Genomic DNA, 15770 nt, shown 5'->3' on the forward strand with positions numbered 1-15770 from the left:
AAGTTTAAAATGAGCGAGGTAAAAAGCAATATTCATAAACTAAACCAGTTGCAGGCAACGGCTATCTGCGGTAACGATATCAGTTCTTCGTGCCTGTACGTTTCGGCGCTTACTATTATTTACGCAGGGCAATATGCCTGGGTTTCGTTGTTAATAGTGGCTCTCGTACTTTATTTATTCCGCAAAATATATGGCGAAGTGGTGGGGGCGCTGCCCTTAAACGGTGGGGCATATAATGTGCTGCTTAATACAGCTTCAAAGCGGCTGGCCTCGGTTGCGGCTTGTCTTACTATTCTTTCCTATATGGCTACGGCTGTAATTTCGGCACACGAGGCCATGTACTATCTCAGTGATATTCACAGTATTCCCTTAATACCATCAACCATACTTTTGCTGGCTATTTTTATGATGCTGGCTATTATAGGTATCGGCGAATCGGCCATCGTGGCAGTTATTATTTTTATTCTGCATTTGGTTTCACTTTCTTCGCTGGTATTGGCTGGCATTTGGTATTTACTACATAACGGCTGGCATATCTTTACCTATAACTGGCAGCAACCGGTTGCCTCAGGAAGTTTGGTTAAGGCATTATTTTTTGGCTTCTCTGCCGCGATGCTAGGCATTTCAGGCTTCGAAAGTTCGGCTAATTTTGTGGAGGAGCAGCAGATTGGCGTTTTCAGAAAAACCCTTCGCAATATGTGGGCAGTGGTTAGCTTCTTTAATCCGGTAATTGCTTTACTGGCCTTAAGTATTATTCCTTTGGGTGTGATTGGTAGCCATCAGGAATCTTTGTTATCGTTTATGGGGCAATCTACAGGCGGGGCCTGGCTCGGGCATCTGATCTCGATAGATGCGGTATTGGTTTTAAGTGGTGCTGTGCTTACCTCATATGTAGGGGTAACAGGGTTAGCTGAACGCATTACGCTCGACCGGATATTACCCAATTTTCTGCTGGCCAAAAACAAGCGGGGCATTAGCTATCGTATTGTAGTCGGTTTTTTTGTGATGTGTGTTTCTATACTGCTAGTTACCCGTGGCAACCTGGCTGATCTGGCCGGGGTTTACACGTTTTCGTTTTTAACGGTAATGGCTTTATTTGGGATTGGAAACTTGCTGTTAAAAATAAAGCGCAGAAAGCTGCCACGTCCGGAGAAAGCGCCAATATTGTCAGTTATGCTTGCTGTAGCGCTGATTATAGCAGCCTTCTTTGGCAATATGAAACTTAATTTGGTTTCGTTTTACGTGTTTATAAAATATCTGATTCCAGCATTACTGTTTACAACGGTGATGCTTAACCGGGCACGGATTATACGCGCCATTATTTACATGCTTAAATATTTGTACCGCCCCTTCAGAGGGTTTGCGGTGGTAAGCAATAAGTGGCTGGAGCGAACGTTGGTTAAAGTTAATTCGCAGGAATTAGTGTTCTTTACCAAAGGCGACAACGTAGAAACCATTAATAATGTACTGATGTATATTGAGGGTAACGAAACCACGAAGAAACTTAAGATTGTAAATGTAAAAGAACATGGCACCAATAATGCCGCTTTAAAGAAAGATGTGGAGGTATTGGATAGGGCATATCCACACATAACGATTGATTTTATAGAACTCGAAGGTGCTTTCGGCCCCGAGCTTATCCAGCAACTATCTAACGACTGGCATATCCCCAAAAACTTTATGTTCATCGGGTCGCCGGGCAACAGGTTTCCTTACCAGGTATCCGAGCTGGGCGGAGTTCGGTTGATTATGTGATAAAGTATAAAAAAACAAAGCCCTTCCGAATTTTCGAAAGGGCTTTGTTTTAAACTATCTTGTGGCTTATGCCATTGCATACAATTCTTCGCGTTGCTTTTGCACAACGTCGCTGTTAATGTATTCGTCGTAGGTCATCAATTTGTCGATAGTACCGTTAGGAGTAAGCTCCACAACGCGTGTTGCCACGGTTTCGGTAATTTCATGATCTCGCGAGGTAAACAACATGGTGCCTTTAAAATCTTTCATACCGTTGTTCAGCGCGGTGATCGACTCCAAGTCAAGGTGGTTGGTTGGCTCATCGAATAGCAACATGTTACCTTGCTGTAACATCATACGGCTAAACATGCAGCGCATTTTTTCACCACCCGATAATACAGCGGCTTTCTTTAATACCTCTTCGCCGGTAAATAACATACGGCCCAGGAAGCTGCGGATAAACTGATCATCCTTTTCGCCTGGCGAGTACTCACGCAGCCAATCGATCAGGTTTACATCTTTGTTTTTGAAATATTCCGCGTTGTCAATTGGAATCTCAGCGACGTTAATGGTCACACCCCATTTAAAGGTTCCGCGGAAATCGGTGTCTTCGCCAGATAATATTTTATAAAGCGCAGTAGTAGCCAAGCTGTTTTGAGATAGCATAGCAATTTTGTCGCCCTTATTAACGGTTAAGTTAAGGTTGTTGAATAGTACCTCGCCGTTAGCAGTTTTCCCTAAACCTTCAATCTGCAGAATCTGGTCGCCAGCTTCACGGGTCATCTGGTTAAACATAATAGCCGGATATTTACGGTTAGATGGCTGGATCTCATCCAAATTGATCTTATCCAACGCTTTTTTACGGCTGGTTGCTTGTTTCGATTTAGAAGCATTGGCGCTGAAGCGACGGATAAACTCCTGCAACTCTTTAACCTTGTCTTCCATTTTCTTATTCTGGTCAGAGCGTTGTTTTAAAGCCAACTGGCTCGATTGGTACCAGAAGGAGTAGTTACCTGTGTAGGTAGTCATTTTGCTAAAGTCGATGTCCACAACGTGGGTACAAACAGTATCCAAGAAGTGCCTGTCGTGCGATACAACCAGTACAATAGCTTCGTAACCTGCTAAAAAGTCTTCCAACCAACCAATGGTATGGATGTCCAGGTCGTTGGTTGGCTCATCCAGCAATAAAATATCTGGTTTACCGAAAAGGGCCTGTGCCAATAATACACGTACCTTTTGGTTACCGTCTAATTCTTTTAGTAATTTATAGTGAAGATCTTCTGTAATACCCAGGTTGCTCAATAGGGTAGCTGCATTGCTCTCCGCATTCCAGCCATCCATTTCGGCAAAAAGATTTTCGAGTTCGCCCGCGCGTTCGCCATCGGCATCGGTAAAATCTTCTTTAAGATATATAGCATCCTTCTCTTTCATGGTGCTATACAACTCTTTGTGGCCAATAAGTACGGTTTCAATAACCGGGAACTCATCAAACGCATAGTGGTTTTGTGTTAACACAGCCATACGTTCACCGGGTGTGAAACTTACAGACCCCGAAGTGGGGTCAATTTCCCCCGATAATATCTTTAAAAATGTGGATTTTCCTGCCCCATTTGCGCCAATTATTCCATAGCAGTTGCCTTGCGTAAATTTAATATTTACGTCTTCAAATAAAGTTCTCTTACCGTAACGTAAGGATAAATTGGATACCGTGATCATTTTTGCGCCTTATCTTATTTGCTGCAAAGGTACGTTAAATAACAGTATTTTATAAGATTAGCCGTTAAAACGCTGTTTTTATAACACTTTTTTAATAAAGTGTTCATATTAGATTTATTATCGTACACCGCTGGGTTGTAAAGTTTATTAACTAATAAGTAACTTAGAAAACAAAACTCCCGTAATACTGCTTTATAAACTTAACCGACTATAAATACTGGAATAACGTTTGCATAACCTATTCTGAATTTAAACAAATAATAAGATGATGGGATTAATTATTGGCCTTGTTGTAGTAAACATCGTAGTTGCTATTTACAGAGTCGACAAAAGAAAAGTTTACTAAATAGTAAAGCTGTTTAATTGATATGATGGGTTCATAGTCGATTAAACAAATATATATAGCAAGGCCTTCCTAACAATAGTTAGGAAGGCCTTTTTTAATTTTGAAAGTTCAATATTTTATTGTCCCCAGGTAGATGGGCTTTCGCGCCATTTACTTAAAATTTCCAGGTCGGCGGTTTTAATATCGCCATGTTGCTCTGCATATTTTAACAAGGCGCTGTAGTTGGATAAAGTTGAAAAGCGGCACTTTGCATTTTTAAAATTTTCTACTGCAGCATCAAAGCCGTAAGTGAAAATGGCTGCAAGGCCGGCCACATTGTATCCGGCATCGCGTAATGATTCTACAGCTTGTAAGCTGCTCTTGCCGGTAGAAATAAGGTCTTCGATTACCGCAACACGTTGGCCGGGTATAATTTCACCCTCAATCATTTTGCCTGTGCCATGTTCTTTTGCCTTGGCGCGTACGTAAATAAATGGCAGACCCAGTTCTTGCGCAACTAATGCGCCTTGGGGGATACCGGCAGTAGCCACGCCGGCAATGCAATCAACAGACCCAAATTCTTCCTGAACCAAAACGCTCAGTTGCTGGCGGATGTAGGTGCGGATAGAGGGATGAGACAATGTGATGCGGTTATCGCAATAAATAGGAGACTTCCAACCCGAAGCCCATGTAAAAGGATTATTAGGTTGTAGTTTTATTGCTTTAATTTGCAGCAGAAATTCAGCTACCTGCTGTTCAATCTCAGTTTTATTAAACATGGCTCAAAACTACAGAATTTATATTAACGACAAGGTGATTATTATCACAGAATCTGCACCGGAGGTTACACCAGATGCGGATAAGATTGGTACACAGCAGTTTGATTTTGCTAAAACCTATTATGCGATACTTAATTCGGCTAAACATACATTTTTTGTAGTTACTGATGATGCAAAGGCTTTCTTGAAAAAAGTGCTTAAAAGTGTTCCGCTTATTGAGGCTGCCGGTGGCTTGGTTAAGAACAAACAGGGCGAATTTCTATTTATTTATCGTCTCGACAGATGGGATTTGCCTAAAGGTAAACTTGAAAAAGGCGAAACCCCGCGAATTGGTGCTGTGCGCGAAGTGGTAGAGGAATGCGGGATTGAGATCGATAAATCGGGTGCAAAAATCTGCAAAACCTACCACGCTTATGTTACCCGTGGCCAGGTGGTGATCAAAAAATCGCATTGGTACAAAATGAAGTTTAAAGGCAAAGGAAAACTTAAACCTCAAATAGAAGAGGGGATAACCGATGTAAGATGGTTCGACAAAAAAGATATGGATCAGATCTTAGCCAATACTTTCCCGTCTATTGCAGAGGTAATGACTAAGACCAAATTGATTACAAACAGTCAAGCGCCGCTTTTGGGATAAACTTGCTCACATCGCCATTGTACTTTAATATTTCGCGCACAATGGTTGAGCTGATGGAGGAGTAACCCGGTTTGCTTACTATAAAAATACTTTCTATTTCGGGAGCCAGAGCATGGTTCATCTGTGCTATGGCTTTTTCGTACTCAAAATCCGAAACCGTACGTATGCCCCTTATCATGTATTGCGCGTTAATGCTACGGCAAAATTCAATGGTGAGGCCCTCGTATGCTACGATATGAATTTTAGGTTCGTGGCCAAAGACTGCGCGTAATATCTCCTCGCGTTTAGCTATGCTCAAAAAACCTTGCTTACTGCTGTTTGCCCCAACGCCAATATAAACCTTATCAAACAGGGGTAAAGAGCGTTCAACAATATCAACGTGCGCTTTGGTAACAGGATCAAAAGAGCCGGGAAACAGGGCGATTTTCATAGTATCTATATGCTGTTTTGAATAGTTGGCAAATGATGCCCGAAAGTACAGATATTCTTAGAATTTAAATTGCAAGTGCTCTTACTTTAGTTTTTGTATAAAACCGTAATGCTTAACATAGTTTTGTCCATCGGGTATTTGGTCAAAAGCGCGGTATAGGATGTAGGCTTTGTTTTTATCGATGCCCTTAAATATGGTTCCAACTACTTTTTGTATCGCATCATTTTCGGCTTTAAGGGCAACTGTATCAGTAAGCGCAACGCCCGATTTATAACCAACCATGGGGTATACACCTTGTTTTCCAAAATCTGAAACCATTTGCGGCCTTATCGAAAAAATCTCGGGGATAGTTTTTACCTGGCTTAATACCATCGGTAAATGATATTGCTTATTAGCCTCCTTAATAACCTTCTCGTAAAAGTCTTTCATTTCAGCTTCATTGTTATACTTAAAGTATTCACCCCCCGGCGTGGCTATTTCACCGGTTGTAGATATCATGTTCACAGCATCAACCACGTTCCCATCGTCATAAGCTTTAAGAGCTTCAGCATAATAATCTGGTCCGGTTTTGCCTAATATGTTGTACTCGCCAATATGAAGGATGTTAAGCTTCCAGCCATCATTGTATTTACCATATACCGCTGTTATTAGACAGTTAATCGGTAGTTTGGTTGATACCATTAGCGAAACATACATTTCTTTATTGAGTGCCAGATATTTAATTGTATAATCGTTGCCACCATCTTTGCCTGCCGGAATGTCGTTCGAAATATTTTCGCTGGTGTTTTTGGTGTAATATTCGTCGAGCAGTTTGTAATCGGTGGCCTTAAATGCGCCGCCCATAGTATTTACAATAGTGTCAACTTTCTTTCCTGATTTCTCTAATAATGTTGGTGACAATAATTGTTTAACCCCGGCAACGTCTTGGGTCATAATGGCCTTAAACAGTTTCTTGTCTAACACGGCAATCTCCTCCCTAACTTTGGGCTCAATCCGATCGTTTTTCCATGATCCGAATGTACCGAAATGGCATCCCTGCAAAACCGCAGCAAAAAGAATTACCCAAGAGAAGGTTAATAGTGTTTTTTTCATGAATGTGATAGGTTTAGAATTGTGATGTTATTTGTATTATTCGGGTTGCGTTTTTTGAAAGAATGAGAACGACGAATGCCCGTACCGCCTTTGCTCAACAAAAGCAGGGTGGTTGCTTAGGTTTTGCATAGACTGGTGTTCAACAATCAATAGGCCATCAGCCGAAAGCAAATTGCGTTCAAACACAATGGTGGCTATTTCGGGTATTCGGCTAATGTCGTATGGTGGGTCGGCAAATATCAGGTCGTACTGTTCGGTTTCCTGTTCCAGAAACTTAAATACATCTGCCTTTAAAGTTTTAATTTGGGTGAGACCATGTTGCTTGGCTGTATCGGTTACATACTTTATGCAATGGAAACTGTGATCTACACATAAAACAGATTGGGCATAGCGCGATGCAAACTCGAAGCCCATGTTGCCGGTACCGGTAAACAGATCTAGTACTTTGAGATCTTCCATGTCTATCTGATTTTGGAGGATGTTGAACAGTGCCTCTTTAGCCAGGTCGGTAGTTGGCCGTACAGGTAGATTGGTAGGCGGATTAAGCCTTAGGCCTTTTAGTTTACCGCCAATTATGCGCATAATAGTAAAGCGGTAAGCGAAAGCAATTGCTGTGGTTCAACGCCTTCGGGCAGTTGTTCTAATTGCTTCAGTTGGCTAATATCTATTTTAGGGAAAAACTCACTGATATTGGCGAGTTTGCTGTCGCCGGTAGTAATGTCACCACTTACTATTAAGTGGGTAGTAAGCTGATTAAGCTGCAAATCATTGGCAACAAGTGCAGTAAAATAAGCCAGTTCATCGGCGCCGGCGTAGTTAAAGCTGTTATAAAATCTTAGCTTATTATTTTTGTAGCTGGCAAAATGCACCTCGTTGGGTTGTATATCCACATACAGGTTGATGCTATCTAAATTATCTGCAGAAATAGTCTGTAGCCAACACTTATAATTAAATACAATTTGATGATAGGGGTATCTTGTGGTCAGTACCGGCAATAATTGATCATTATCTTTAAACAAAACCAGATTGTCGGAATCCAGGGTTTGGCTATAAGCCTTGTCAGATGGTTGCACATCCAACACGCGCATAAAATCCGTTACGCGCTCTTCATTAAATACTTTCGTAGGTACAATGTTAAACACCGTTGGCGTAACACCAATAACAACCTTGTGGTAATCGGTTGGATTAAGGTAGGGCGCTAGCTCGTTAGGGGAAGCCAGCTCGACCAGCGGATAATTTTTACCCCAAACCAGCAATGTGCTCTGATGCACCACTGCAAAAGAAAAATCAGTATTTCTGATCTGAATTAAAAGGGTATAATATTTAGTCGTTTCTGCGCTAAAATTATCGTCAAAATACAGTTTAGAATTGCCGGTCATGCTATGGGCAAATGTAATATAAATTTATCTTAGTCAATAGTCATTAGTTCATGGCCAATGGTTCATAGTTCATGGCCGAAAGTCATTACCCAACATATTACTTATTTAATAACTTCGCTGTTCAAAGGCGATTATCATTTTCAAATTGACTAATTAACAAATTGCCAAATTAATTACATGCCCGCTGTTGATTATATTATTAAAGCATTTCCACATGAGCCTACTGCGCAACAGGCAGAACTGTTTATAAAGCTCGATGGTTTTTTGAGGAGTAATACGGGGTACGATTGCTTTATTTTGAAGGGTTACGCGGGTACAGGTAAAACAACTATTATCAGTGCGCTGGTTAAGGCTTTAAAATACTATAATTTAAAATCTGTTCTGTTAGCCCCTACGGGGAGGGCGGCTAAAGTTATTACAGGTTACTCAGACCGCAAGGCCTTTACCATTCATAAACGTATTTACCGAAAAAAATCAGCAATGAACGTCGACGAAGGTTTCGCGCCGGCGCAAAACCTGGCCGAGGATACGCTCTTTATCGTGGATGAGGCTTCAATGATTACTGATGAGGCTGGCGGTTTTAGCCGCGAATCGTTGTTGCATGATCTGGTGGAGTATGTTTACAATACCAAGAATTGTAAACTGTTGTTGGTGGGCGACACCGCTCAGTTGCCGCCGGTTGGATCGGATTATAGTCCTGCGTTGGATGCCAAGCTAATGGCCGATAATTTCGGTCTCGAAGTTGCCGGTTATGAACTGACTGACGTACTTAGACAACAAAAGCAATCGGGAATTTTGTACAACGTTACCGGTATTCGTGACATAATTCGCGAAGGAGAAGAGCTATTTCCGCAGATAACTACCAAGGGCTTTAAAGACGTTTACCGCATGACGGGCGAGCGCCTGGAAGAAGGCCTCGAATATGCATACCGCAAATACGGAAAAGAGAATACGCTGATTATTTGCCGCTCTAACAAAAACGCCAACATGTATAATCAGCAGATCCGTAACCGCATTTTATACCGTGAGGAGGAGCTAACTGGTGGCGACCAGATAATGGTGGTGCGCAACAATTATTTCTGGCTGCAGGATAACAAAGAAGACGATAGTACAGGTTTTATTGCCAACGGAGATATGGCCGTAATAAGACGCGTTCGCCGTACTGAAGAAATGTATGGCCTCCGCTTTGCCGATGTACAACTGCAGTTTTTAGATTACGCCGAAGAACGTACGATAGAATGTAAAGTGTTATTGGATACGCTCACAGCCGAATCGCCGGCACTATCACAAACAGATCAGAAGCAGTTTTATACCGAGGTGATGAAAGATTACCAGCACATCCCTAACCGCCGCGCCCAATTAAACGAATTAAAGCTGAATCCTTATTATAACGCCCTTCAAATTAAATTCTCTTATGCCGTTACCTGCCATAAAGCCCAAGGCGGCCAATGGGATGCTGTTTTTGTAGATCAAGGTTACCTTACAGATGATATGGTAAACACCGATTTTCTGCGTTGGCTTTACACTGCTTGCACACGTGCCCGGCAAGAGTTGTTTTTAGTAAATTTCAGTGAAAAGTTTTATCCCGGTGTGGAAGAGTGAGAAGTGGAAAGGGTGAATTGCGGATTGAGTTTTCTCACATTTGTCATTCCGACGTAGGAGTAATCTTCTTCGTCACATCATGTAGACCTTGCAATTGCAGAAGCTCCTTCGCTATCGCTCTGGATGACAAAGCGACAATTTGCATTATGCAGATTGCGGCAACCTAATTCTAAAAGTAGAACCTTTTCGTTCTTCGCTTTGTACTTCAATTTTGCCGTGATGTTTTTCAACTATTTGCTGTACAATGCTCAAACCTAAACCGGTTGATTGCTCCCCGCGTACTCCCCGGCGGCCGGCTTTAGAGAAACGGTCGAAGATGTGGGGTAGCATTTCTTTAGGGATACCCAAACCATAGTCTTTTATTTCTATCTGGATATCGTCTTTATTTTGTTTAAGATTCACTTCTACGTTATCAACTTCGTTAGAGAACTTAATAGCATTGCTAATGAGGTTATCTATCACCCGCTGAAATTTCTCTACGTTAACCGAAGCAAATATCTGTGGTTGACTGCTTATAAGCACGATGTCGTTTTTAACGTTTTCCCGAAACTTCCACATCTCTATAATATTCGTTAGCAGTTCATTTAATTCTAGTCGCTGCGTTGCAAGGTCGTTATCGGCGTCGTTACGGGCTACCTCCAACAAGTCGTTTATGATAGACATTGCCTTAACACAAGAAGCTTTTATCATATACACACTGTCAGCGGTTTCGTCGTCCAATTCATCTAACTCCATAATCATTGCAATGGATTCAATAGCACCAATCGGGTTTCGCAAGTCGTGAGCCACCATGCCAAGTACGTCGTTTTTAAAGGCGCTGGCCTTTTCTATCTCGGTATTTTTTTCTTTTATTTCTACCAATTGTACATAATGCATTGCCCTGAATGAATAAGCGTACCTCGACATAAAAAAGAATCCCGATAGCAGGAAAGCTGATATTACCTGGTTATATAAAATTTCCGTACTATCGATATTGCAATAGAAGAGCGCTGCTGTAAAAATGATCTCCGTTATAATGGTGAGCATCAAGGTATCCTCGTATTCAAACAAAAAGACAATCGCCACACTAAATATGGCCACCAGATACAAGATCATGCTGTTGCGCGGGTCGTGGGTGGCAATAATGCTCGATGCCAGTCCGGCAGTTATAAGGTAAATGCAAAATAGTATAATGGTAGCAGATATACCCAGGCCAAGCTTGTTAGTCTTTTTAAAAGCGGCTATCTGATAATTGCTCACCAAAATAAAAAATGGTGTAATGGCGATAAAAATCCAATTGGTGATATTAAACTCAGGAAAGTTTTGTGCGTGTGTTAAACCTTCGGAAAGGAGATAATAAAAAAGGCGGAGAATAATATTTAGCCCGAAAAAAATAATGGCGGCAATGTATACAGCTTTCAGGTTTTGAAGCATGTAGTGTTTGCGATAGCCCTTTCGATATTTTGCAGGGATACTTCTGAAAAAGTAAGTTTCCAACGTAATTAGGGAATGATTACTCAAATTTATTAAATAAATTCACTAATCATTAAATAAATGTTGTGACGCGTATTATTATTGGTCATTAGTCACTGGTCGTTAGTCATTAGTCATTAGTGTCTAAACCTTAATCAACCACTTCACTCAATCAACGAGTCAACTTCTTATTTTAATCTACCACACCGCCACTTTTTCCGGTATTAAAAAGATATGCAACAAAACACACAACCAATACGAATAACGACAGTACGGCAAAGAATATCTTTTTCATAGCAATAGAGATATATTGTTTAAACGTTTAGCCTGGTTTATTGTTTGTATTAGCGTAGCGGCGATAGACAAAATGTCGCTTAAAATCGCTTTTAGCTGTCATTTTTGCTGATTTTAACTAATGGCAAGTAAATTGAAATAAAGGAGATATGAATTTTAACAACTATACTATAAAAGCACAGGAAGCCGTACAAAAGGCTTCAGAAATTACAACTGCCAATCAGCAGCAGGCGATTGAGAATTCGCATTTGCTTAAGGGTTTGTTACTGGCTGATGAGAATGTTGTATCGTATCTGTTAAAGAAACTTAATGTAAATATTACCCGTCTTAATGAGATACTCGACAAGCAGATCGAGTCGTATCCGAAGGTAAGTGGTAGCAATATATACCTGTCGTCTAATGCCAATTCGGCATTGCAAAAAGCGCAGAGCTATTTAAAAGAATTTAAAGACGAATTTGTATCGGTAGAACATTTATTGCTGGGGATACTTTCTGTAAATGACCCAGCCGGCAATGCATTGAAAGATGCAGGTGTTACTGAAAAAGATCTTAAAAAGGCGATAGTAGGGCTACGCGGAGATAACAAAGTGACCGACCAGAATGCTGAAGCCACTTTCAATGCGCTGAATAAGTATGCACGTAACCTAAACGAGTATGCCGAATCTGGTAAACTCGATCCGGTTATTGGCCGCGATGAGGAAATCCGTCGTGTAATACAGATACTGTCACGTCGTACCAAAAATAACCCCGTACTGGTAGGTGAGCCGGGCGTTGGTAAAACTGCTATTGCCGAAGGTATTGCCTTCAGGATTATTAAAGGCGACGTGCCTGAGAATCTGAAAACGAAAACGGTGTACTCTTTAGATATGGGTGCGCTGGTTGCAGGTGCCAAATACAAAGGCGAGTTTGAAGAACGCCTTAAAGCAGTTATTAAAGAAGTAACCCAAAGCGATAGCGAGATCATCTTGTTTATTGATGAGATCCATACGCTGGTAGGTGCAGGTGGTGGCGAAGGTGCCATGGATGCTGCAAACATCCTTAAACCTGCTCTTGCACGCGGCGAATTAAGGGCCATTGGTGCTACAACACTCAATGAGTATCAAAAGTATATTGAGAAGGATAAAGCCCTTGAACGTCGTTTTCAGCGTGTGCAGGTTGATGAGCCGGATGCGGCAGATGCCATCTCGATTTTACGCGGGTTAAAAGAACGTTATGAAACCCATCATAAAGTGCGTATTCTCGACGAAGCAATTATTGCTTCGGTAGAGATGTCGCAACGTTACATTGCTGATCGGTTTTTACCGGATAAAGCTATTGACTTAATGGACGAGGCTGCTTCTAAACTCCGTTTGGAAATGGACTCAGTGCCGGAAGCCGTAGATGAGCTGGAACGCCGCATTATGCAGCTGGAAATTGAGCGCGAAGCCATTAAACGCGAAAACGATACCCGCAAGGTTAAAGAGCTGAGCGAGGAGATAGCCAACCTTTCTGCCGACCGCGATCAATTGCGCGCCAAATGGCAAAGCGAAAAAGACCTGGTAGATGGGATCAACCTGAAAGTTGAATCTATTGAAAACTATAAGCTGGAAGCCGAACAGGCCGAACGTGCAGGTGATTATGGTAAAGTAGCCGAAATACGCTACGGTCGCATCCGCGAAACACAGGAAGAGATAGATAAACTGAAAGCTGCTTTGCTCGAAAATCAGAGCGACAGCCGGATGCTGAAAGAAGAGGTTACCGCCGAAGATATTGCAGGTGTAGTTGCCCGTTGGACTGGCATCCCGGTTAGTAAAATGGTGCAAAGCGAGCGCGAAAAGTTGCTTAACCTGGAAGATGAGTTACACAAGCGTGTAGCGGGTCAGGAAGAGGCGATTGAGGCAATCAGCGATGCTATACGTCGCAGTCGTGCGGGTTTGCAGGATAAACGCAAGCCAATCGGTTCGTTCATATTTCTGGGTACAACAGGTGTGGGTAAAACGGAGCTGGCTAAAGCCTTAGCTGAGTATCTGTTTAATGACGAGCAATCAATGGTACGTATCGATATGTCGGAGTACCAGGAACGTCACGCGGTATCAAGGCTTATCGGAGCGCCTCCGGGCTACGTTGGTTATGATGAAGGTGGTCAGTTAACCGAAGCTGTTCGCAGGAAACCATATAGTGTGATCTTGCTGGATGAGATCGAGAAAGCCCATCCGGATGTGTTTAACATCTTGTTGCAGGTGTTGGATGATGGCCGTTTAACAGATAATAAAGGTCGTGTTGTGAACTTCAAGAATACCATTGTGATCATGACTTCGAATATTGGTTCGAACGTGATCCAGGAAAATTTCGAGAACCTGGACGACGATAATAGGGAAGATATTATAGCTCAGACTAAAAATCAGTTATTTGATCTGTTGAAGCGCACCATCCGTCCGGAGTTTTTAAACAGGATAGACGAGATCATTATGTTTACCCCACTGGGCCGTAATGAAATTGGCGAAATCGTTAAGCTACAGTTCCATCAATTGCAAGCTACCCTTGCGGAAATGGGTATAAGCATGGACGCCAGCGAAGAGGCTTTAGACTGGCTGGCGCAATTAGGTTATGATCCTCAATTTGGAGCAAGGCCATTAAAACGGGTGATCCAGAAAAAGATCCTCAACGAGTTATCCAAACAAATTCTCGCAGGTAAAATTGATAAAGACAGTAAAATTAAACTGGATATGTTCGATAACCAGTTTGTGTTCCTGAATGAATAATAAATGTTCGTTGATTCACTTGTCCGTTAGCTTATCAGTTAACGAGTGTGTGAAGTTGATACGTGAGTTAGATGATTTGTGAAGAAGAGTGAGTTGGCCGGTGGCTAATGGACTTCAGTGAATTAATGAAATAGAAAGCAGCTGTAATGGCTGCTTTTTTGTTTTATACCGCTTTTCTTTTCAAAGTTTACGCTGTAAGTCTGGAACAATCTCTGATCTGCAATTGAGCCAGGTAAAATTATCAAATCGCACAATCAACAACTTGAATCAAAACTTCCTCAGCCAGGCTACCACATAGCCAACCAGCTCCTTGGTATAATATCCCCAGGTATTAAATATTTCGGTGCTGGGCCAAAATGCAAAGATGCTAAACTTGCCAAAACCTGCAGTGTAATTACAAGGGTAGGGCACAGTCTCTAATCCCGCTTTTTTAAATATGAGTTGTGAGCGTCGCATATGAAATGCCGACGTTACCAGCAAATAGGGAGGCGGCAGGTGTTTTTGAACAAGGAGCCTTTTGGTAAATAGGGCATTCTCTATCGTATTGCGCGATTTGTTCTCTATCAATATCACACTGTCTGGAATGTTAAGCTGTTTTAGTTGCGTATATACCCAATCACCCTCGCTAAAGCCATCAGGGTCTAGGCTACCGTTGCCGCTGGTGATAAGTATATGGGAAGCTTTCCCCATGGCTTTTAATTTTAAGCCTTGTATAAACCGGTCTGAAGCACCGTTAAACATACCTGTGCTATCACGTTTTTCTGATGAGAACCCTCCCAAAACAATTGCGCAGCTATACTTCGGAAGCTTTGCGGCGTCAACAGGAGGGTAATCCCAAAGTCTGGCGTAATTATCCAGAATAACAGGTGCCGAAAAAATATAAAATACAATGAGACTGATAATCAACAGTCGTTGTTTCCGTCGTGGTTTTTTAGTTATAATGGCATATACCATAAATGCTAATACCCAAGTAATGGGGAACAGCAGAAATAAAAGGACCTTAGAAAGTACAAACATGTAATCAAAGATAATTAATTTGTCAATTCGCGAAATCAGTAATTTGCTGATGGTATTACCCTTGCCGGCTTTATGATGAATCATTAACAAATTGGCAAATTAACTAATCAGGAAATTGAAAACATCCTCCCGCTTCGGTGGTTTATACATTAAGGACAGGCAGTAAACAGCGTGTTGCTTAACAAATACATCACCTATGAAAAATTATGAAACCTTAGTGGACGCCACTAACGACCTTTTACAAAGAGGATATACTGCTAACCTGAGTTTTGAGGACGGTTCGGACAGTATTCAGGATAAATCTCAAAACATTGAGCTTAATGCCGACGATTTTGAAGTAAACGAATTTTACCGCTTCGAAGGTGCGAGTAACCCATCAGATATGTCTATCGTGTACGCTATATCATCAACAAAATATAATCTTAAAGGTGTTTTGGTTGATGCTTATGGTACTTATGCAAACAACAGCTCGTCGGCTATTGAGGCTAAGCTGCACCATCACCAGGTAAGCGATAACCTTAAAGGCGAAGATCGCCCTACAGCAAACAGTAATTAATATCATTTACATCCCT

General features: G+C 41.7%; 13 protein-coding genes. 5 read left to right on the forward strand and 8 right to left on the reverse strand.

Annotated features, from left to right (window positions below; genetic code table 11):
* The first annotated feature begins 9 nt into the window (after nucleotides 1-9).
* Nucleotides 10-1755 carry an APC family permease gene (locus tag GSY63_RS11885; protein WP_166586019.1) on the forward strand — a complete coding sequence of 582 codons (1746 nt, stop codon included), beginning with the start codon at nucleotides 10-12 and terminating at the stop codon, nucleotides 1753-1755.
* Nucleotides 1756-1821: 66 nt separating this feature from the next.
* On the opposite strand, the gene GSY63_RS11890 is transcribed toward GSY63_RS11885, so the two are convergent.
* Complete coding sequence (locus tag GSY63_RS11890) at nucleotides 1822-3450, reverse strand: ABC-F family ATP-binding cassette domain-containing protein (protein WP_166586020.1); 1629 nt, start codon at nucleotides 3448-3450, stop codon at nucleotides 1822-1824.
* A gap of 462 nt (nucleotides 3451-3912) precedes the next feature.
* Nucleotides 3913-4554, reverse strand: coding sequence for an orotate phosphoribosyltransferase (gene pyrE / locus GSY63_RS11895; RefSeq protein ID WP_166586021.1), 642 nt, complete (start codon nucleotides 4552-4554; stop codon nucleotides 3913-3915).
* Between pyrE and GSY63_RS11900 the strand changes: the two genes are divergently transcribed.
* Complete coding sequence (locus GSY63_RS11900; protein WP_166586022.1) at nucleotides 4553-5191, forward strand: NUDIX hydrolase; 639 nt, start codon at nucleotides 4553-4555, stop codon at nucleotides 5189-5191. The two genes, pyrE and GSY63_RS11900, sit on opposite strands and share 2 nt — an antisense overlap.
* Here GSY63_RS11900 and coaD read toward each other — a convergent pair.
* The 4 genes from coaD to GSY63_RS11920 all read right to left on the reverse strand — a co-directional run bounded on the left by coaD (nucleotide 5160) and on the right by GSY63_RS11920 (nucleotide 8092).
* On the reverse strand, nucleotides 5160-5621 hold the full coding sequence (gene coaD / locus GSY63_RS11905; protein WP_166586023.1) for a pantetheine-phosphate adenylyltransferase: 462 nt from the start codon (nucleotides 5619-5621) through the stop codon (nucleotides 5160-5162). The genes GSY63_RS11900 and coaD overlap by 32 nt on opposite strands.
* Before the next feature lie 81 nt (nucleotides 5622-5702).
* Nucleotides 5703-6713 (reverse strand): hypothetical protein, encoded by a 1011-nt coding sequence (locus tag GSY63_RS11910; protein WP_166586024.1) that lies wholly within the window; start codon nucleotides 6711-6713, stop codon nucleotides 5703-5705.
* 36 nt (nucleotides 6714-6749) lie between these two features.
* Complete coding sequence (rsmD, locus tag GSY63_RS11915; protein WP_166586025.1) at nucleotides 6750-7295, reverse strand: 16S rRNA (guanine(966)-N(2))-methyltransferase RsmD; 546 nt, start codon at nucleotides 7293-7295, stop codon at nucleotides 6750-6752.
* Nucleotides 7286-8092 (reverse strand): DUF3822 family protein, encoded by an 807-nt coding sequence (locus GSY63_RS11920; RefSeq protein ID WP_166586026.1) that lies wholly within the window; start codon nucleotides 8090-8092, stop codon nucleotides 7286-7288. The genes rsmD and GSY63_RS11920 overlap by 10 nt, the downstream gene beginning before the upstream one ends.
* Nucleotides 8093-8269: 177 nt before the next feature.
* Between GSY63_RS11920 and GSY63_RS11925 the strand changes: the two genes are divergently transcribed.
* Nucleotides 8270-9694 carry an ATP-dependent DNA helicase gene (locus tag GSY63_RS11925; RefSeq protein ID WP_166586027.1) on the forward strand — a complete coding sequence of 475 codons (1425 nt, stop codon included), beginning with the start codon at nucleotides 8270-8272 and terminating at the stop codon, nucleotides 9692-9694.
* A gap of 144 nt (nucleotides 9695-9838) precedes the next feature.
* Here the strand turns inward: GSY63_RS11925 and GSY63_RS11930 are convergent, their stop codons facing one another.
* Nucleotides 9839-11170 (reverse strand): sensor histidine kinase, encoded by a 1332-nt coding sequence (locus tag GSY63_RS11930; protein WP_166586028.1) that lies wholly within the window; start codon nucleotides 11168-11170, stop codon nucleotides 9839-9841.
* A gap of 419 nt (nucleotides 11171-11589) precedes the next feature.
* On the opposite strand from GSY63_RS11930, the gene clpB reads away from it, so the two are divergent.
* A complete protein-coding gene (gene clpB, locus GSY63_RS11935; RefSeq protein WP_166586029.1) occupies nucleotides 11590-14181 on the forward strand; it encodes an ATP-dependent chaperone ClpB in 2592 nt (863 codons plus the stop codon).
* Nucleotides 14182-14448: 267 nt separating this feature from the next.
* Here clpB and GSY63_RS11940 read toward each other — a convergent pair whose 3' ends face one another.
* Nucleotides 14449-15282: a YdcF family protein gene (locus GSY63_RS11940; protein WP_166586030.1), complete on the reverse strand. Its 834-nt coding sequence runs from the start codon at nucleotides 15280-15282 to the stop codon at nucleotides 14449-14451.
* A 112-nt stretch (nucleotides 15283-15394) separates the two neighbouring features.
* On the opposite strand from GSY63_RS11940, the gene GSY63_RS11945 reads away from it, so the two are divergent.
* Complete coding sequence (locus tag GSY63_RS11945) at nucleotides 15395-15754, forward strand: glycosyltransferase family 1 protein (RefSeq protein ID WP_166586031.1); 360 nt, start codon at nucleotides 15395-15397, stop codon at nucleotides 15752-15754.
* The last annotated feature ends 16 nt before the right edge of the window (nucleotides 15755-15770 follow it).

The sequence above is a fragment of the Mucilaginibacter agri genome, assembly GCF_009928685.1.
Classification (GTDB): domain Bacteria; phylum Bacteroidota; class Bacteroidia; order Sphingobacteriales; family Sphingobacteriaceae; genus Mucilaginibacter; species Mucilaginibacter agri.

Coding starts and splice junctions, on each gene's coding strand:
- GSY63_RS11910 (WP_166586024.1), bottom strand. CDS start 6,713: ATGAAAAAAACACTATTAACCTTCTCTTGGGTAATTCTTTTTGCTGCG.
- pyrE (WP_166586021.1), bottom strand. CDS start 4,554: ATGTTTAATAAAACTGAGATTGAACAGCAGGTAGCTGAATTTCTGCTG.
- clpB (WP_166586029.1), top strand. CDS start 11,590: ATGAATTTTAACAACTATACTATAAAAGCACAGGAAGCCGTACAAAAG.
- rsmD (WP_166586025.1), bottom strand. CDS start 7,295: ATGCGCATAATTGGCGGTAAACTAAAAGGCCTAAGGCTTAATCCGCCT.
- GSY63_RS11925 (WP_166586027.1), top strand. CDS start 8,270: ATGCCCGCTGTTGATTATATTATTAAAGCATTTCCACATGAGCCTACT.
- GSY63_RS11890 (WP_166586020.1), bottom strand. CDS start 3,450: ATGATCACGGTATCCAATTTATCCTTACGTTACGGTAAGAGAACTTTA.
- GSY63_RS11945 (WP_166586031.1), top strand. CDS start 15,395: ATGAAAAATTATGAAACCTTAGTGGACGCCACTAACGACCTTTTACAA.
- GSY63_RS11885 (WP_166586019.1), top strand. CDS start 10: ATGAGCGAGGTAAAAAGCAATATTCATAAACTAAACCAGTTGCAGGCA.
- GSY63_RS11900 (WP_166586022.1), top strand. CDS start 4,553: ATGGCTCAAAACTACAGAATTTATATTAACGACAAGGTGATTATTATC.
- GSY63_RS11940 (WP_166586030.1), bottom strand. CDS start 15,282: ATGATTCATCATAAAGCCGGCAAGGGTAATACCATCAGCAAATTACTG.
- coaD (WP_166586023.1), bottom strand. CDS start 5,621: ATGAAAATCGCCCTGTTTCCCGGCTCTTTTGATCCTGTTACCAAAGCG.
- GSY63_RS11920 (WP_166586026.1), bottom strand. CDS start 8,092: ATGACCGGCAATTCTAAACTGTATTTTGACGATAATTTTAGCGCAGAA.